Source organism: Microbacterium sp. NPDC087589 (assembly GCF_044743635.1).
In the GTDB taxonomy this organism is placed as follows: domain Bacteria; phylum Actinomycetota; class Actinomycetes; order Actinomycetales; family Microbacteriaceae; genus Microbacterium.
In genome coordinates, this window is sequence record NZ_JBIUWV010000001.1 from 889429 (window position 1) to 906575 (window position 17147).

The following is a 17147-nucleotide window of genomic DNA, read 5'->3' on the forward strand; positions in this document are numbered from 1 at the left end:
GCATGACCAAGCAGTCCATCTTCGGACGTATCTCGACCCTCGTCCGCGCGAACATCAACTCCCTCCTGGACTCTGCGGAAGACCCGCAGAAGATGATCGACCAGCTCGTTCGCGACTACACGAACAGCATCGCCGATGCCGAGTCGGCCATCGCCGAGACCATCGGCAACCTGCGCCTGCTCGAGCGCGACCACGAGGAAGACGTCCAGGCGGCAACCGAGTGGGGCAACAAGGCACTCGCCGCCAGCCGCAAGGCCGACGAGATGCGCACCAAGGGCGACGCCGCAGACGCCGACAAGTTCGACAACCTCGCGAAGATCGCTCTTCAGCGTCAGATCAGCGCCGAGCGCGAGGCGACCGGCGCCGAGCCGCAGATCGCCGCGCAGACCGAGATCGTCGACAAGCTGAAGTCCGGCCTCAACGGCATGAAGGACAAGCTCGGCGAGCTGAAGAACAAGCGCAGCGAGCTGCTCGCCCGCGCCAAGGTCGCCGAGGCGCAGACGAAGGTGCAGGATGCGGTCTCATCGATCAACGTCCTCGACCCCACCAGCGAGCTGGGCCGCTTCGAAGACAAGGTCCGCCGCCAGGAGGCTCTCGCACAGGGCAAGATCGAACTCGCGGCGTCGAGCCTCGACGCGCAGTTCGAGAGCCTCGAGGATCTCGGTGAGCTCACCGAGGTCGAGGCTCGCCTCGCCGAGCTGAAGGCGGGCGGCTCCGCTCCTCGCCAGGCCATCGAAGGCTCCTGATACTCCTGCGGGTGCCTCGGATCCTCGCATCCGAGGCACCCGCTCCTCTTTCTCAGCTGGAGGCACCCATGGTGCGTTTCCTCGTCGTCCCGCAGTGGCAGGGCTCCCCCGCCGCCCGCGCGATGCTCCTCGTCGACGGCGCCTCGGCGATTGCCGGTGATCTTCCGCGCGCGGCGACCACCGTGCTCGACGTACCTGTCGAGGCGGGTGAGTCTCTGGGAACGGGCGTTCGCCGCCTCAGCGCGCTTCTGCGCACCAGAGAGCTCGTCCACGAGAGCATGACGGCCGACACGGTGATCATCGGCGGCGATTGCAGCGTGACGGTCGCCGCGCTGGCTGCTCTCCCCGGCGGGACCGACGACCTCGCGGTGGTGTGGTGCGACGCCCACGCCGATCTGCATACGCCCGACACGTCGCCCTCCGGCGCCTTCTCGGGCATGGCGCTTCGGGCGGTACTGGGCGACGGCGAGCCTCAGCTCGCCGTCACGCCCGGAATCCCTCGCGACCGAGTGGTCACGGTGGGCATGCGCAACCTCGAGGATTCCGAGGTCACGGCTCTCGACGGCCTCACACAGCTCTCCGTCCAGGATCTCGACTCGCCCGAAGCGCTGGCCGACGCGGTCGAGGCGACCGGCGCACGGCGCGTGTGGGTGCACATCGATGTCGACGTGCTCGACCCCGCCGAGATCGCCGGCGTCTCCTCCCCCGCCCCGTTCGGACTCGCGCCCGCGACTCTGAGCGCCGCGATCCGCGCACTGCGGTCGCGTGTTCCGCTGGCCGGCGCGACCATCGCCGGGTTCGCGCCCCGCTCACCCGCCGATGCGGTGGACGACCTCGGCGCCCTGCTGCGCCTCGTCGGTGCCGTCGCATGACAGCTGACTGGCGGCCCGCTGCCGAGCTCGCCCTGGCCCGAGGGCGACGACTCGACCGAAGAATCCCCGCGTTCCTGCTCCGCTCGCCGATCAGCCGGCTCGGCTACTGGTGGGGCACGACCGTCGGCTGGATCTGGGGCTCGTTGTGGAGCACCGGCCCCGTAGAACGACGCGCAGGCCTCTGGGTGTTCCGGGGGATGCCGAACTGGACGTTCAATCGCGGTGGGGTCTGCGTGGGCGGCTGCTTCCTCACCGGCGACTCCCGACCGAGCGACGCGATGCTGAGGCACGAAGCAGTGCACAAAGCGCAGTGGCTGCGCTACGGAATCCTGCTTCCGGTGCTCTATCTCTTCGCGGGCCGAGATCCCCTGCGCAACCGCTTCGAGATCGAGGCAGGGCTCGAGGACGGCAACTACGTCCGTCGCAGCAGAGCTCAGCCGTAGACGCCCAGCCCTGGGTCGCAACCTGGGTCGCAGACGGGCAGAGCCCTCAGCTGCAGACGGGCAGAGCCCTCAGCTGCAGACGGGCAGAGCCCTCAGCCGCAGACGGGCAGAGCCCTCAGCGCTCGACGGGAAGAAGTCCGAACCGCTCGGGCGCGTAGATCTGAGCGGGCTCGATGTCGAGGGTGCCGGTCAGATGATCGACGATGTCGGCTGTGCCGAGGTAGCCGCCGAGAAGGGTGACGCGCGTCTCGAGCTCGTCGTCGCAGAGCATCTCGTCCGCCCAGGCGCAGGTCGCTCGCGCGAGAGCCTCACCCGGAGCGCAGGCGCGACCGGTTCCGGGGGCTCCCGACCGCTGAGCTCGAGCGAGCCACGTGACGGTCATGCGGCCAGGCGCGTCGATCATGCCGATGTCCGAGGCGTCAGCGACCTCGATGAAGATCCGGCCCGATGCACAGAGCGGCAGCGTGGTGAGGAACACCTCGAGCTCGGCCAGCGAGTGCTCGTCGGCCGTCACCAGGTGGTGAGCACGACGACGTGCGGCGCGGCGCTCAGCACGCGTGCTGCGGGTCTCGAGGAAGGTCTCCATGATGCATCCAGCATACAGCACGTGAAGGGTTGCCTAACCTTGCTCGGGAACTTCTTCCACGAGCGCTTCGCGAAGATCCTCGAGCTCCTGATCCGTCATGCCGTGTGCACGGAGATACTCGGTGGCCGAACCCCACCGCTCGTCCACCTGCTCGAGAAGCGCTCTCATCACGGGTGCAGGCGACTGCGTGGCCAACGCGACCGCGTGCACCGCCTGCGGATGCTGCGACCTCAGATACGCGGCTATGCGATGCGACCGCTCGGCCGGCAGCAGCGACTCCGTGAGCGCATAGTCCTCGATGATCGCCTCACGGTCGGCACCCACTGCGGCGAGCGCAAGGGCGACCGTCACCCCGGTGCGGTCCTTGCCCACCGTGCAGTGGACCAGGGTCGGCTCTCCCGCCGCGATGATGCGGATGGCGGCGACGAGCCTCTCTCCACTCTCCTCGAGAAGATGGAGATAGAGGTCTTCCAGGCTCGTATCCGTCTCGAAGAACGAGCGCACGGATCCGAGGAAGAGCGGAAGGTGAGTGGTGTCGGGCCCCTCGATCTCGGTCGGCTCCGCGGCGACCTCTTCGCCGTCGCGGAGGTCGACGATGTGCGATACGCGACGGCGAACCTCGTTCACGCCCGCCGTCGTGGCGGCGGAGAGCTGGCCGGACCGCAGCAGCCTTCCCGAGCGGATCCGTCCGCCCTGCGCGGGCAGCCCGCCGACGTCGCGGAAATTGTTGACGCCGTCGATGTCGAGGACGCTCACGCCTGCGCCTGCGGGGCGCGCGGCGGAACAGGGTATCGTCCGGCGATGACGACCCTGTTGAACGCGTTGATCGAGATGCAGGCCCAGCTCAACGCCGCGTACTCCTTCTCCGTGAAGACTCCCCCGACGCGGTTGTAGACCTCGTCGGAGATGCCCTCCTCCGAGATGAACGTGAAAGCCTCGGCGAGCTCGAGTGCCGCCTCCTCACGGTCACTGAAGACATCGCTCTCTCGCCACGTCGCGATCTGCATGAGCGTGTCCGTATCGATGCCGGCCTTGAGCGCCCTGTCGACGTGCAGACGCGTGCAGTAGCTGCATCCGTTCAGCTGCGAGGAGTGGATCATCACGATCTCCTTGAGCCTGTCGTCGATGCCGTTCGCGGCGCAGATGTCTCCGACCGTACGTGCGAAGGCGTCAAGGGCCTGATAGGCCGCCGGCTCGGTCTTGGAGAGGTGCACTCGCGTCTCGCTCATGCCTCAATGATATTCCGTTGTGCACTCGCTCCGGCAGGCCACCGCCGCAGCAGAAGAATGCAGAATGGCAGTTCATATCCTGCAGTTCTTCGCTTTATGACAGGCACGAGCGCAACCCCGGTTGGCACAGTGTGTTCGCATTTCCGCACGACCCTGAAAACAGAGGAGAATATGCAGGTGGCGATCGACACCAGCGAGTTCAGTTATCTTCCCGCACAGGCGCAGGCGATGGGAGTCCCTGTGCCATCTGTCCGGCGCGTGGCGCTGACCCTCCCCGACGGCCGTCACGTGAGCGCGCTGCGGTTCGGAGAAGAGACACCCCGCGTCACGCTGCTGCACGGCGCCGGCCTCAACGCCCACACATGGGACACCACGGTGCTCGCTCTGCAGCATCCGGTGCTGGCGATCGACCTCGCCGGGCACGGCGAATCGTCTTGGCGCAGCGATGTCGACTACACCCCTCGCACGCTCGCGGTCGATGTCGCGGCTGCACTCGATGCCTGGGCCGATGGCCCACAGGTGGTCGTCGGCCAGTCACTCGGCGGCCTCACCGGCGCCGCGCTGGCCGCCGCTCGACCCGACCTCGTCTCGGAGCTGATCGTCGTCGACATCACCCCTGGCATCGACACCTCTGCCGGCCCCGCTGCTCTGCGCGAGTTCTACGCCGGCCCCACCGATTTCGAGACCCGCGACGAGCTCGTCGACCGCGCGATCTCTTTCGGGTTCGGCGGCACCCGATCCGACACCGAGCGCGGCGTCTTCCTCAACACCCGCGTGCGCGACGACGGACGTGTCGAGTGGAAGCACCATTTCGCCCACCTCGCCGCCCAGACGCTGACAGCCCACGCCCCCGGCGATGTCTCGGCGCCGTCGCTGCTCCACACCACCGGATGGCAGGATCTCTCGGAGACGACAGCTCCGGTGACACTCGTCCGCGCGATCGACGGCTTCGTGAGCGAGGCGGATGCGGAGGAGTTCTCCGAGCGCCTGCCCCATGCTCGCGTCACCGCCTTCCACGCCACTCACAACGTTCAGGAGACCGCACCCGCGGAGCTGGCGTCGCTGATCTCCTCGACCCTCGCTTCCCGCAGAATGTGACGTCCCGTTCCACATTTCGCCCTCACCACCCCGACACATCCCTAGGCTCGATCCATCGGCACACAGCAACTGCCGCACCGAGAGGAAACCACCCATGTTCCGACGCACGCGACGACTCGCGCTGATCTCCGCGATCGCGGCGAGCGCCATCGTCCTCACGGCCTGCGCAGGTGCCGCAGAGCCTGAGACCACCGAGCCGGCGGGAGAGCCCGACCCGGACGCGACGCTCCAGGTGGGCCTCGTCCTCGAGCCCACGAACCTCGATATCCGTCGCACCAGCGGCGCAGCGCTCGAGCAGATCCTGATCGACAACATCTACGAGGGTCTCGTCAGCCGCACGCAGGAGAACGAGATCGTACCCCGGCTCGCGTCCGACTACGAGGTCTCCGAAGACGGACTCACCTACATGTTCACGCTGAACGAGGGCATCACCTTCCACAGCGGAACCGCGCTCACCTCCGCCGATGTGGTCGCCTCGTACGAGGCCGTGCGCACTGACACGACGCTGCAGGGCAACGCCGAGTTCGCCTCGGTGGCCTCGATCACGGCTCCAGACCCGACCACGGTGCAGATCGTGCTGACGGAGCCGAACCAGAACTTCCTGTTCTCGCTGACCGGCCCTGCCGGCCTCGTGTTCCAGACCGGTGACACGACCGATCTCAAGACCGCCGAGAACGGCACGGGCCCCTTCACCCTGACGCGATGGAGCAAGGGCAGCGCCATCACGTTCGCCCGCAACGAGGCGTACTGGGGCGAGCCTGCCGGAGTCGCCGAGGTCGAGTTCCAGTACATCCCCGACTTCACGGCCGGAGTGAACGCCGCCCTCGACGGTGGCGTCCAGGTGCTCACCGCAGTGGATCCGAATCTCGCCCCGCAGCTCGAGGAATCCGGCGACTTCTCGCTCACGACCGGCCGCACCACCGACAAGGCGACGCTCGCGTTCAACAATGCCAAGGCTCCCCTCGACGACGTCCGAGTGCGCGAAGCACTGCGTCTCGCGATCGACCACGACGCTCTCGTCGAGGCCGTCGGCGCAGGCTCCACCCTCTACGGACCCATCCCCGAGCTCGACCCCGGCTACGAAGACCTCTCCGATGTCGTCTCCTACGACCCGGAGAAGGCCAAGGAACTGCTCGCCGAGGCCGGACAGGAAGAGCTCGAGCTCACCCTGACGATCCCGAGCTTCTACGGCACGACGGTTCCGAAGGTCCTCATCTCCGACTTCCAGAAGGTCGGAGTCACGCTCGACGTCGACTCGGTCGAGTTCCCGACCTGGTTGGAGGACGTCTACACCAACCGCGACTACGATCTGAGCTTCGTGCTTCACGTCGAGCCGCGCGACTTCGGCAACTTCGCGAACCCCGAGTACTACTTCGGCTACGACAACGCCGAGGTGCAGAGCCTCTACACCGAGGCGCTGACCGAGGTCGACCCCGACAAGTCGGCGGACCTGCTCGCCGAGGCCGCTCGGATCGTCTCCGAGGACCACGCGGCGGACTGGCTCTACAACGGCGCGACGATCACGGCCGTGAGCCCGCTCGTCACGGGGTTCCCCGAGGACTCGATCAACTCGCGCATCGACCTGGCCGGCGTCACCGTGGCCACCGAGCAGTGATGACGCGCACGTCGTGATCCGCTACACGCTCGTCCGAGGAGCCCTGCTCATCGCAGGGCTCCTCGTGTCGAGTGCGGTGATCTTCCTGACGCTTCGGGTGTTCCCCGGCGACGTCGCTCAGCTGATCGCGGGAACCCAGGCGTCAGCCGCAGAGGTCGAGGCCCTCCGCGAGTCGCTCGGCCTCAACCGCCCCCTCACCGCGCAGTACGCCGAGTGGATCGGGGGCATCTTCCGTGGGGACCTCGGCACGTCCCTGCTCTCCGGCGCCTCGGTCGGCGAAGAGCTCCTCGAGAAGGCGCAGGTCACGGTGCCCCTCGGCATCCTCGCCCTCCTGATAGCCGTGCTCATCGCGGTGCCGTTCGGCATCCTTGCCGCGCTGCGCCGCGGCGGTCGCGGCGGCACCGCCCTCAGCGTCGGCGCACAGGCCCTCGCGGCCGTGCCGGTCGTCTGGGCGGGGATGATGCTCATCGTCGTCTTCTCGGTCTGGCTCGGCTGGCTCCCGCCGCAGGGCTTCCCCCGCACCGGCTGGAGCACGCCCTGGAAGGCGATCGAGTCACTCCTGCTGCCCGCTCTCACGATCGGCATCGTCGAGGGGGCGATGCTCATGCGGTTCGTCCGCAGCGCCACCCTGCAGGCGGCAGGCCAGGACTTCGTGCGCACAGCGGCAGCCAAAGGTCTCACGCGCACGCGGGCGCTCATCTCGCACGGCATCCCCGCCGTCGGGCTCTCGATCATCACCGTGCTGGGCCTCCAGATCGCCGGGATCATCGTCGGGGCGGTCGTGATCGAACAGCTCTTCACGCTTCCCGGGATCGGACGGATGCTGGTGGCAGACGTCGGCACGCGCGACCTGATCAAGGTCCAGAGCGAGCTCCTCGTACTCACCGGATTCGTGCTCGTGGTGGGATTCCTCGTCGACCTGGTCCACCGCGCGGTCGATCCTCGCCAGAGGGAGGCATGATGCGCGGCTGGCTTTCGAGACTCGCACGATCCGCCACCGGGCGATTCGGCCTGATCGTCGTCGCCGCGGTCGCGCTCGCCGCACTCGTCTCACTGTTCTGGACTCCGTTCGATCCCCAGGAGTCCGACGTGCGCGCTCGCTGGTCGATCCCGAGCTGGCCGCACCTGCTCGGCACCGACGACACGGGCCGGGACATCCTCAGCCTGCTCATGGCAGGTGCTCGCACGACCGTGTTCGTCAGCATCGGCGCCGGTGTCGTCGCGACCCTGGTCGGCATCGCCCTCGCCGCCCTGGGCGCGCTCACCGCACGCTGGCTGCGCGAGACCGTCGCCGTGCTCGTCGACATCCTGATCGCCTTTCCCGTGCTGCTGATCGCCATGATGATCTCGTCGGTCTGGGGCGGCTCGCTGTGGGTGGTGATCTGGTCGGTCGGCATCGGCTTCGGCGTCAACATCGCCCGCGTCACGAGACCCGAGCTGCGCCGTGTGCAGCAGAGTGACTTCGTCCTCGCCGCGCGGGCATCCGGCCTCACGGCCGGGCAGAGCCTCGCTCGCCACCTCCTTCCGAACGTCGCCCCCGTGTTCATCGTGCAGCTCTCGTGGTCGATGGCGGTCGCGGTGCTCGCCGAGGCCGGACTGTCGTACCTCGGCTTCGGCGCCTCGGTCACGGAGCCGAGCTGGGGACTGCTTCTCGCCGACCTGCAGCGGTACATCGGCGTGCACCCGCTCTCGGTCATCTGGCCGGGGCTCGCGATCACCATCACCGTGCTGGCGCTCAACCTGCTCGGCGACGGGCTGCGCGAGGCCACCGATCCCACGCTGCGCCACCGTGCGGCAGAGGTCCACACCCCGGCGGTGATCGCATGAGCCTCGAGGTGACAGACCTCGTCGTCCGCATCGACGGACGCACCGTCGTCGACGGCATCTCGTTCGAGGTGCCGGACGGATCCCGTCTCGGCCTGATCGGCGAGTCCGGCTCCGGCAAGTCGCTGACCGCCCTCGCAGTGCTCGGTCTGCTTCCCGAGGGCGCGGTCGCGAGCGGCAGCATCCGCTGGAACGGCACCGAGCTGATCGGACTTCCGGATCGCGCACTGGCGAGACTGCGCGGCGATGAGATCGGGATCGTGTTCCAAGAGCCCCGCACCGCGCTGAACCCGATCCGCACGGTCGGCAGACAGATCGCCGAGTCGATCCGCATCCACGAGGGCATCGGTCGGCGAGAGGCCCGCGAGCGTGCGATCCAGGAGGCCGCGCGCGTGCGGCTGCCCGACCCCGCCTCGATCGTCGATCGCTATCCGCATCAGCTCTCGGGCGGTCAGCGGCAGCGGGTGGCGATCGCGATAGCGCTTGCGTGCCGGCCACGCCTGCTCATCGCCGACGAGCCGACGACCGCTCTCGACGTCACGATCCAGGCCGAGATCCTCTCGCTGCTGTTGAACCTCGTCGAGGAAGAGGGCATGTCTCTCATGTTCATCACGCACGATCTCGCGGTGCTCGCACAGGTCGCGACCCACGGCGTCGTGCTCGACGACGGACTCGTGGTCGAGGCGGCTCCCGTCAGCACGCTCCTCACAGCCCCGACGTCCCCGATCACGCAGGGACTCCTCCGCGACGCCACCGCGACGCTCTGGCGTCCTGAGGGAGGCGCGCGATGAGCCTGATCGAGGCACGGTCGCTGCGGCGCGACTTCGTGATCCCGAAGCGTTCGACGTTCGAGCGCACGCGCCGACAGACCGCACTGGCACCGACCGACCTCGACATCGTCGAGGGGGCGTCCGTCGGCATCATCGGCGAGTCCGGATCGGGCAAGTCCACCCTCGTGCGGCTGCTTCTCGGCCTCGACCACCCGACGTCCGGCACGGTCACGGTCGACGGCAGAGCGGTGGACGTCTCGGCATCCGCTCGATCGCTGCACTGGCTGCGTCGTCAGACCGGGCTGGTGTTCCAGGACCCCTACGCATCGCTCGACCCGCGGATGACCGCTGCGCAGATCATCCGCGAGCCTCTGTGGGCGCTCGGCATCGAGGGGGATCACCGAGCCAGGGTGCGCGAAGTGCTCGAGCAGGTGGGCCTGGAGCCCGAGATGGGCGATCGGTACCCGCACGAGTTCTCGGGCGGGCAGCGGCAGCGCATCGCTCTGGCGAGGGCCATCGCCCACCGTCCTCGCATCCTCGTCGGCGACGAGCCGCTGTCGGCCCTCGACGTCACGGTGCGCGCTCAGATCCTCGAACTCCTGATCGAGCTGCGTCGCACCAGTGACCTCACGCTCGTCCTGGTGTCGCACGACATCGGCGTGGTGCAGAATCTCTGCGACACCGTCGTGGTGATGAAGGACGGCCAGATCGTCGAGCGAGGGGCCACCGCCGACGTGCTGCTGCACCCGACTCACGACTACACGAAGACACTGCTGGCCGCGATCCCGGTCATCACCGATCCCCCTGCGTGATCGCGGCTCTCAGCGCCCGGAGCTCGTGGTGAAGAACTTCCGCCGACGGCTCGGGCGCAGGGCCCGTCGCATGTAGACGGTGCCCAGGTCGCGGCCGAACTTGTGACCGACGCGACCCATGCGCCCGGCCTCGACGAAGCCGAGCTTGGCGTGCAGTCGAATCGACGCGTCTGCTTTGGTGTCGCTGATGACGGCCACCATCTCGCGGATGCCGAGCTGCTCGCATGCGTCGATCAGCGCCTGCAGCAGTGCGGCTCCGAGGCCTTTGCCGCCGGCGCCCGGCCCGAGGTAGATCGAGTCCTCGACGGTGTGCCGATAGGCGTTCTTCCCCGCCCACGGCTGAGCCAGCGCATAGCCGATCACGACGCCTGCCGGCGAGACGGCCACCAGGAAGGGCAGTCCGAGCTTGCTCAGCAGCGCGAACTTCTCCCGCCAATAGGGGATACTGCTGCGCCGCTCGTCCAGCGTGACGACCGAGTTGCTGACGAAGTGGTTGTAGATCTCGCGCACGTACGGCAGATCGCCAGACCGTGCAGGGCGGATCGAGTACGAGAACACGTCGGGTTCCGGCTGCGGGCGCAGATGGCGCGGCAGCACACGGCGGCGATCACCGGGCTCGAACTGCATGCGATCAGCTTAGAGGGGGCTCGCCGCCGATGCGCCAGTCGACCGGACTCGCACCGAGCCCTGCGAGCATCTCGTTCGCCCGCGAGAACGGGCGGGAGCCGAAGAACCCCCGCCGGGCGGACAGCGGCGACGGATGCGCCGAGGCTATGACCGGCGTCTCTTCCAGCAGCGGCTGGAGTTTCGCCGCGTCCTTCCCCCAGAGGATCGTGACGAGCGGCCGATCGCGGGCGACGAGGGCACGGATCGCCAGCTCAGTCACCTGCTCCCACCCCCAGCCACGATGGGATCCCGCCTCGCCGGGGCGAACAGTCAGCACGCGGTTCAGCAGCAGCACCCCCTGGTCGCTCCACGCGGTGAGGTCTCCGTGCGGCGCGGGTGGGATGCCGAGATCGCTCTCGAGCTCGGTGTAGATGTTGCCGAGACTGCGTGGCAGTGGGCGCACGTCGCGCTCGACCGCGAATGACAGGCCGATCGGATGCCCGGGAGTCGGGTAGGGGTCCTGACCGGTGATGAGCACTTTGACGCCGGCCATCGGACGCTCGAATGCACGGAGCACGTGCTCCCCCGCGGGAAGGTACCCCCTTCCCGCAGTCTGCTCGTCGCGCAGCCGCTCACCCAGGGCGGTGATCGTCTGCTGTGCCGGAGCCAGTGCGTCAGCCCACTCCGGGTCGATGAGACCGTCGTCGGCGAGCTCAGCGAGGGTTCTCGCAGGCATCGTTCAGTCGACCGGTCGCACGCGCAGCGGCCCACGGGCGAGCAGATGATTCGCCGACTGCGCGACGGGTCGCATCGTGATGAGGTCGAGGTTCACATGACCGGGGGCATCCAGCGCGTAGGCGATCACGTCGGCGACGTCCTCGGCCTGCAGCGGCGACTCGACCCCCGAGTACACGGCCTCCGCCGCGACCGAGTCGCCTCCCAACCTGTTGAGGGTGAACTCCTCGGTGTGCACCATGCCGGGGGCGATCTCGGCGACACGGATCGGCTCGCCGTTCAGCTCGAGCCGCAGAGCGTGCACCAGCATCGCCTGCGCGGCTTTGGCAGCGTTGTAGCCGCCTCCGCCGGGGTAGGCGACCTGTGCGGCCGTGGACGTCACGAAGACGGTGTCGGCGTGGCCGTCTGCCGCGGCCGCGCGTCGCAGCAGCGGCAGGAGACCTGCCACCAGACGCTGACTCGAGAGCACGTTCGCGTCGTACATCCACTGCCAGTCGTCGATCGACGCGTTCTCGACGCGGTCCGTTCCTCGTGCCCCGCCGGCGACCTGCACGAGCGCGTGCACCGGGCCAGACGCCTCGAGCTCGGCGATGAGCGCAGCCACGGCATCCGGGTCCGTCAGATCGCACGCGATCGTCGAGGCACCCGTCTCGGCCGATAGCGCCGCCAACCGGGACGCTCGTCGTGCGACCCCGACCACTCCCCAGCCTCGCGCACGCAGCGCGCGCACCGTGGCCTCTCCGATACCCGAACTCGCACCCGTCACGACTGCACGCCTGTTGACCATTCCTCCACCGTACGATGTTCGTGCGACTATCTCGCCGCGCGCACCGCCACGTCGCGCTTTCCGGTCGACGATGCGATCGATTTCTGCGACCTCGCCTCGCTGGTGAGCACCACCGCGACGCCGATTCCGCACAGGAGGAACCCTGCGACGGTGACCATGGTCATCGGCTCCCCCAGCAGGAGGCTGCCGGCGAGTGACGTCGCGGGCGCGATCAGGAAGAGCAGAGCCTGCAACGCGGTGATTCCCACTCGCTGCAGCAGCCACCAGTACAGGCCGTAGGCGGCGAGGGTCGGGAACACCGCGGTGAGCACGACGGCGAGCCAGAAGGAGGCGGATGCCGGCGGTACCAGGGTTCCGGTCGCGATCGCGATCACCAGGAGCAGCACCGCGGTCACCGTCACATGGACGGTCAGAGTGAGGAGCACGCCGGTGCTCACCGCCGACCTCCGCTGCAGCAGGGTGCCGATGATCAGGCAGACCATCGCGACGGCCGGCAACAGATACGCCATCGGAGTCGCCTCGGACGACCCGAACTGCGAACGCACCACCAGGAGCACGCCGACCGCTCCGATCACGAGCCCGGCCCATTGCGCGCCTCGCACTCGCAGACCGAGCACGGGGCCGACCAGCACAGCCACGACGAGCGGCTGCACCGCGTCGATGAGCGCGACAGTCCCTGTCGCGATGCCGGCCGCGACGGCGCCGTAGACCGCGACGCAGTATCCGAACTGCGCGAAGAGCCCGATCATGGCCTGCGCGCGCAGGTCACGAGCACTCAGGCCCTTCGCTCCGCCGGAGAGATGGAGGATGGCGAGAAGCACGACTGCCAGAGGCACGAACCGCCAGACGAGGAGCGTCAGCGGTGACACCTCCACCGTGGCGTACGCAGGAATGATGAATCCCGAACTCCAGGTCACGATGAAGGCGACGGCGGCGGCGACCGTCACCACCGCGCGAAGTAGACCGATCTGTTTACTCATCCTTTGACTATACAGACTGGTATAGTCAAAGGATGACGCAGTCCGTTCCCGAGCTCGCCCCGCTCACCCCCGGAGGGCGACGCGTCCTCGATGCCGCGTCGAGGCTGTTCTACGAACGCGGCATCCACGCAGTCGGCGTCGACACGATCGCCGAGGCGGCCGGCGTGACGAAGAAGACCCTCTACGACCGCTTCGGCTCGAAGGAGGCGCTCGTCGTCTCCTACCTCCAGCACCGCGACGCTCGCTGGCGGGAGCATGTGGCTGCACATCTCTCCCGCGTGCCCGGACCCGGCCCTGATCGCGTGCTCGCGATCTTCGACGCGGCCATCTCCTGGTCCGATGAGAACAGCCCGAAGGGATGCAGCGCGATCAACGCACGCGCGGAGATCGGCGACGGCAACGACGAGCACCCGGTGTTCCCTGAGGTCTCGCGCCAGAAGGTCTGGCTGCTCGACGTGTTCGAGGAGCTCTGCGCCGAGGGGGGAATCCCTGATCCCCGCTCGATGGCGCAGGCGATGATGCTGCTGTACGAGGGAGCGATCGTGACGGTCGGAATGACGACGTTCGCCGAGCCGTTCGTGATCGCACGCTCGTGGGCGGCGCGACTGCTGAGACAGGGCTGATCTCCCCCGTCATCAGCCTGCGGATTCGATCCGGGTTCATTACGTCACATTTCCCACCCGCTGTTGACAGCCGCCGATATTCCGTACCCTCGCATCAACGGCATCAGTCGAATCGACCTTCCAACAGTTCCAGGGGGAACACATGTCCGCACCCGAGACCTGGCGTTTCGAGACCAAGCAGATCCACTCCGGAGCTGCTCCCGACCCGGTGACCAAGGCCCGCGCAACACCGATCTACCAGACCACGTCCTACGTGTTCGACAGCGCGGACCACGCGGCGAACCTGTTCGCGCTGGCCGAGTTCGGCAACATCTACACCCGCATCCAGAACCCGACCCAGGACGTCCTGGAGCAGCGCCTCGCGGCCCTCGAAGGGGGCACCGGCGCCCTCGTCCTCGCCAGCGGTCAGGCTGCATCGACGTTCGCGGTGCTCAACATCGCCGAGGCCGGCGACCACATCGTGTCGTCGAGCTCGATCTACGGCGGCACCTACAACCTGTTCAAGTACACGCTCGCGAAGCTGGGCATCGAGGTCACGTTCGTCGAGAACCAGGACGACCCCGAGGAGTGGCGCCGCGCCGTCCGCCCGAACACCAAGCTGTTCTTCGCGGAGACCATCGGCAACCCGCAGATCAACATCCTCGACATCCGCACCGTCGCAGACGTGGCGCATGAGGGCGGCGTTCCGCTGATCGTGGACAACACGATCGCCACGCCGTACCTGATCCGCCCGTTCGAGCATGGCGCCGACATCGTCGTGCACTCCGTGACCAAGTTCCTCGGCGGCCACGGCACCACCATCGGCGGCGCGATCATCGACGGCGGCACCTTCGAGTGGTCGAAGAACGTCGAGAAGTTCCCCGGGCTCACCGAGCCCGACCCCTCGTACCACGGCGCCAGCTACACCGCTGCGGTCGGCGACCCGCTGGCCTACATCATCAAGGCCCGCGTGCAGCTGCTCCGCGACCTCGGCTCGGCCATCGCCCCGCAGAGCGCCTGGAACCTCATCCAGGGCATCGAGACCCTCTCGCTGCGCATCGAGCGTCACGTGCAGAACGCACAGGAGATCGCCGAGTGGCTGGACGGCCGCGACGACGTCGCGTCCGTCAACTACTCGGGGCTGCCCTCCTCTCCCTGGTACGCCAAGGCGAACGAGTACGCGCCCAAGGGCGTCGGCGCGGTGCTGTCGTTCGAACTCAAGGGCGGCGTCGAGGCCGGTCGCGAGTTCGTGAACAGCCTGTCGCTCTTCAGCCACCTCGCGAACATCGGCGACGTGCGCTCGCTCGTCATCCACCCTGCGTCCACCACGCACGCACAGCTCACTCCGGAGCAGCAGTTGACCGCGGGCGTCACCCCTGGGCTCGTGCGCCTGTCGGTCGGCATCGAGAACATCGACGACCTCAAGGCCGACCTCGACGAGGCACTCGGCGCGGCTCGCCGGGTCTCGGAGGCCGCTCGCGCCTGACCCATCCATCGGACACCGCAGGTGCCCCGGGCTGCGGCTCGGGGCACCTGCTCGTTTCGGGGCCCGTTCGGTGCACCCGGGTGCGTAACGTGCGTCCGACGGCCCGCGTGCCAGGCGAGAATGGGAGCATGGACTGGCAGACGACCTCTGAAGACACGGTGCCTTCGGCGCCCGTGACGGAGGCCGACGTACGTCTGCTCCGCGCACGACCGCCCGCGACCGGCGCCTGGCGCGACGGAGACCCGGCGGGCGGACGCAGGTTCGCCTCGTTCGGCGCCTTCCCGACCGAGAGCGGCGCCGAGCTCCCCGGCATCCGTCTCGCATTCGAGACGTGGGGCGAGCTGAACGGCGCCCGCGACAACGCGATCCTCGTGCTCCACGCGCTCACCGGCGACAGCCACGTGCGCGGCAGCGCCGGGGCGGGGCATCCGACCGCAGGCTGGTGGGAGGACATCACCGGACCAGGGGGGCCGCTCGACACCGACCGCTGGTTCGTCATCGCGCCGAACATGCTCGGCGGATGCCAGGGCTCCACGGGACCTGCCAGCATCGCGCCCTCCGGATACGAGTGGGCGTCCCGCTTCCCCTATCTGACCATCCGCGACCAGGTGGCGGCACAGGTCCGCCTCGCCGATTCCCTCGGTATCGAGACCTGGGCAGCTGTGATCGGCGGGTCCATGGGCGGGATGCACGCCCTCGAATGGGCCGTCACGCACCCTGACCGCGTCGCTCGCCTCGCGGTGCTCTCGTCGCCGCCCGTCACGACAGCCGATCAGATCGCCCTGAACACTGTGCAGATCGAGACCGTGCGAATGGACCCGAGGTTCCAGGGTGGCGAATACTACGATCTGGCCGACGGGGACGGCCCGCATCGGGGCTTGGCCCTCGCCCGGCGCATGGCACTGCTGAACTACCGCAGCCCGATCGAGCTCAATCAGCGATTCCAGCGTTCGTGGCAGTCGGGAGTGTCGCCTCTCGGTCGTGGCGGCCGCTTCGCGGTCGAGTCGTACCTCGACTTCCATGGCAACAAGTTCACCCGCCGTTTCGACGCGAACAGCTACATCACCCTCGTCGAGGCCATGAACTCTCATGACGTCGGCCGTGACCGCGGCGGCGTCGAAGAGGCGCTGCGCGCCGTGACCGCCACGACGCTCGTGCTGGGGATCGACAGCGACCGGCTCTTCCCCGTCGACGGCCAGCATCGCATCGCGCGGAGCATCCCGAACACTCTCGACGGCGCCGAAGCCGTAGTGCTCACCAGCGACTTCGGTCACGACGGATTCCTCATCGAGACAGAGGCGGTCGGCAGCAATCTGCGGCGGCTGCTCGCGAGTTAGCGCTCGTCGATCGTCCAGGGCAGCGCACCGGTGCGCAGCCGCACACCGTCCCACTCGAAATCCCTGCCCTGCGGCGATTCGATCACCCGGGTCGAGAAGTGCCGCGCCACCCCCGCGGAGGCGAGCGCGGCATCGACGGAGGAGAAGCGGCTGAGCTGGTGCAGTGTGATCCAGGTCGGCGGGAAGAGCGTCCACTCTCCCGTCGCGTGCCTCGACAGGGCTTCTGCCGGGCTCAGCCACATCACGTCGACGACCTCGTCGACCGAGAACCGCGGATCGTCGTCTGGCGCCGAGGCGAGGAAGAACCAGGTCCGAATCCGGACGGGCGCCTCGACCGGGGGCTGCCAGCGCGACAGCAGCACGGGATCGCTGATGATCAGACCGACCTCCTGCTCCGTCTCGCGAACCGCCGCTCGACGCGCATCGTCGCTCTCATCTGACCCCTCTCGGCGGTCGGACGACTCCACCTTGCCCCCGGGGAACACCCAGGCCCCTGCGAACGAGCCGCGATCCGGGCGACGCATCAGCAGCACGACGAACCCCTCGGCCGTCGGACGCAGCAGCACGGCAGTCCCAGCGACGGGGAGATCGTCGATGTCGGTCACAGCCCCACTCTATG

Annotated in this window: 20 protein-coding genes; 12 read left to right on the forward strand and 8 right to left on the reverse strand. The window is 68.2% G+C overall.

Going from position 1 to position 17147, the window contains the following annotated elements; all coding sequences use genetic code 11:
* Positions 1 to 2: 2 nt before the first annotated feature.
* From ACIOU8_RS04450 to ACIOU8_RS04460, 3 genes are all read left to right on the forward strand, one after another.
* Positions 3 to 746: a PspA/IM30 family protein gene (locus ACIOU8_RS04450; RefSeq protein ID WP_042541884.1), complete on the forward strand. Its 744-nt coding sequence runs from the start codon at positions 3 to 5 to the stop codon at positions 744 to 746.
* 68 nt (positions 747 to 814) lie between these two features.
* A complete protein-coding gene (locus tag ACIOU8_RS04455; protein WP_400786881.1) occupies positions 815 to 1618 on the forward strand; it encodes an arginase family protein in 804 nt (267 codons plus the stop codon).
* On the forward strand, positions 1615 to 2061 hold the full coding sequence (locus tag ACIOU8_RS04460; RefSeq protein ID WP_400786229.1) for a Fe-S oxidoreductase: 447 nt from the start codon (positions 1615 to 1617) through the stop codon (positions 2059 to 2061). Before ACIOU8_RS04455 ends, ACIOU8_RS04460 begins: the two co-directional genes overlap by 4 nt.
* A 115-nt stretch (positions 2062 to 2176) precedes the next feature.
* On the opposite strand, the gene ACIOU8_RS04465 is transcribed toward ACIOU8_RS04460, so the two are convergent.
* From ACIOU8_RS04465 to ACIOU8_RS04475, 3 genes are read right to left on the reverse strand one after another with little or no spacing between them, the layout of a single operon-like run.
* A complete protein-coding gene (locus ACIOU8_RS04465; protein WP_400786231.1) occupies positions 2177 to 2647 on the reverse strand; it encodes an SIP domain-containing protein in 471 nt (156 codons plus the stop codon).
* Between the two features lie 33 nt (positions 2648 to 2680).
* Positions 2681 to 3403 carry a tyrosine-protein phosphatase gene (locus tag ACIOU8_RS04470; protein WP_400786233.1) on the reverse strand — a complete coding sequence of 241 codons (723 nt, stop codon included), beginning with the start codon at positions 3401 to 3403 and terminating at the stop codon, positions 2681 to 2683.
* Positions 3400 to 3876: a carboxymuconolactone decarboxylase family protein gene (locus ACIOU8_RS04475; protein ID WP_400786235.1), complete on the reverse strand. Its 477-nt coding sequence runs from the start codon at positions 3874 to 3876 to the stop codon at positions 3400 to 3402. Before ACIOU8_RS04475 ends, ACIOU8_RS04470 begins: the two co-directional genes overlap by 4 nt.
* Before the next feature lie 171 nt (positions 3877 to 4047).
* Between ACIOU8_RS04475 and ACIOU8_RS04480 the strand changes: the two genes are divergently transcribed.
* The 6 genes from ACIOU8_RS04480 to ACIOU8_RS04505 all read left to right on the forward strand — a co-directional run bounded on the left by ACIOU8_RS04480 (position 4048) and on the right by ACIOU8_RS04505 (position 9995).
* Positions 4048 to 4974, forward strand: coding sequence for an alpha/beta fold hydrolase (locus ACIOU8_RS04480; RefSeq protein WP_400786238.1), 927 nt, complete (start codon positions 4048 to 4050; stop codon positions 4972 to 4974).
* 94 nt (positions 4975 to 5068) lie between these two features.
* Positions 5069 to 6589, forward strand: a complete 1521-nt coding sequence (locus ACIOU8_RS04485; RefSeq protein ID WP_400786241.1) for an ABC transporter substrate-binding protein — start codon at positions 5069 to 5071, stop codon at positions 6587 to 6589.
* A gap of 13 nt (positions 6590 to 6602) precedes the next feature.
* Positions 6603 to 7550 carry an ABC transporter permease gene (locus ACIOU8_RS04490; protein WP_400786244.1) on the forward strand — a complete coding sequence of 316 codons (948 nt, stop codon included), beginning with the start codon at positions 6603 to 6605 and terminating at the stop codon, positions 7548 to 7550.
* Positions 7547 to 8416: an ABC transporter permease gene (locus tag ACIOU8_RS04495; RefSeq protein WP_400786247.1), complete on the forward strand. Its 870-nt coding sequence runs from the start codon at positions 7547 to 7549 to the stop codon at positions 8414 to 8416. Before ACIOU8_RS04490 ends, ACIOU8_RS04495 begins: the two co-directional genes overlap by 4 nt.
* Positions 8413 to 9204, forward strand: coding sequence for an ATP-binding cassette domain-containing protein (locus ACIOU8_RS04500; protein ID WP_400786249.1), 792 nt, complete (start codon positions 8413 to 8415; stop codon positions 9202 to 9204). Before ACIOU8_RS04495 ends, ACIOU8_RS04500 begins: the two co-directional genes overlap by 4 nt.
* On the forward strand, positions 9201 to 9995 hold the full coding sequence (locus ACIOU8_RS04505; protein ID WP_400786251.1) for an ABC transporter ATP-binding protein: 795 nt from the start codon (positions 9201 to 9203) through the stop codon (positions 9993 to 9995). The genes ACIOU8_RS04500 and ACIOU8_RS04505 overlap by 4 nt, the downstream gene beginning before the upstream one ends.
* 9 nt (positions 9996 to 10004) lie before the next feature.
* Here the strand turns inward: ACIOU8_RS04505 and ACIOU8_RS04510 are convergent, their stop codons facing one another.
* Genes ACIOU8_RS04510 through ACIOU8_RS04525 form a run of 4 tightly spaced genes read right to left on the reverse strand, consistent with a single transcriptional unit; the run spans position 10005 to position 13103 of the window.
* Entirely contained in the window at positions 10005 to 10622 is a 618-nt protein-coding gene (locus ACIOU8_RS04510; RefSeq protein ID WP_400786253.1) for a GNAT family N-acetyltransferase, read from the reverse strand.
* Between the two features lie 4 nt (positions 10623 to 10626).
* A complete protein-coding gene (locus tag ACIOU8_RS04515; RefSeq protein WP_400786255.1) occupies positions 10627 to 11337 on the reverse strand; it encodes a uracil-DNA glycosylase in 711 nt (236 codons plus the stop codon).
* 3 nt (positions 11338 to 11340) lie between these two features.
* The gene (locus tag ACIOU8_RS04520; RefSeq protein WP_400786257.1) at positions 11341 to 12123 is read right to left on the reverse strand and encodes an SDR family oxidoreductase; all 783 of its coding nucleotides are present in this window, start codon (positions 12121 to 12123) and stop codon (positions 11341 to 11343) included.
* 26 nt (positions 12124 to 12149) lie between these two features.
* Positions 12150 to 13103 carry a DMT family transporter gene (locus ACIOU8_RS04525; protein ID WP_400786260.1) on the reverse strand — a complete coding sequence of 318 codons (954 nt, stop codon included), beginning with the start codon at positions 13101 to 13103 and terminating at the stop codon, positions 12150 to 12152.
* Between the two features lie 32 nt (positions 13104 to 13135).
* Between ACIOU8_RS04525 and ACIOU8_RS04530 the strand changes: the two genes are divergently transcribed.
* The 3 genes from ACIOU8_RS04530 (at position 13136) to ACIOU8_RS04540 (ending at position 16528) form a co-directional block, all read left to right on the forward strand.
* Positions 13136 to 13726: a TetR/AcrR family transcriptional regulator gene (locus ACIOU8_RS04530; RefSeq protein ID WP_400786262.1), complete on the forward strand. Its 591-nt coding sequence runs from the start codon at positions 13136 to 13138 to the stop codon at positions 13724 to 13726.
* 142 nt (positions 13727 to 13868) lie between these two features.
* On the forward strand, positions 13869 to 15191 hold the full coding sequence (locus ACIOU8_RS04535; RefSeq protein WP_400786265.1) for a bifunctional o-acetylhomoserine/o-acetylserine sulfhydrylase: 1323 nt from the start codon (positions 13869 to 13871) through the stop codon (positions 15189 to 15191).
* 128 nt (positions 15192 to 15319) lie between these two features.
* On the forward strand, positions 15320 to 16528 hold the full coding sequence (locus ACIOU8_RS04540) for a homoserine O-acetyltransferase (protein WP_400786267.1): 1209 nt from the start codon (positions 15320 to 15322) through the stop codon (positions 16526 to 16528).
* On the opposite strand, the gene ACIOU8_RS04545 is transcribed toward ACIOU8_RS04540, so the two are convergent.
* Positions 16525 to 17133, reverse strand: coding sequence for an NUDIX hydrolase (locus ACIOU8_RS04545; RefSeq protein WP_400786270.1), 609 nt, complete (start codon positions 17131 to 17133; stop codon positions 16525 to 16527). The genes ACIOU8_RS04540 and ACIOU8_RS04545 overlap by 4 nt on opposite strands.
* Between the last annotated feature and the right edge of the window lie 14 nt (positions 17134 to 17147).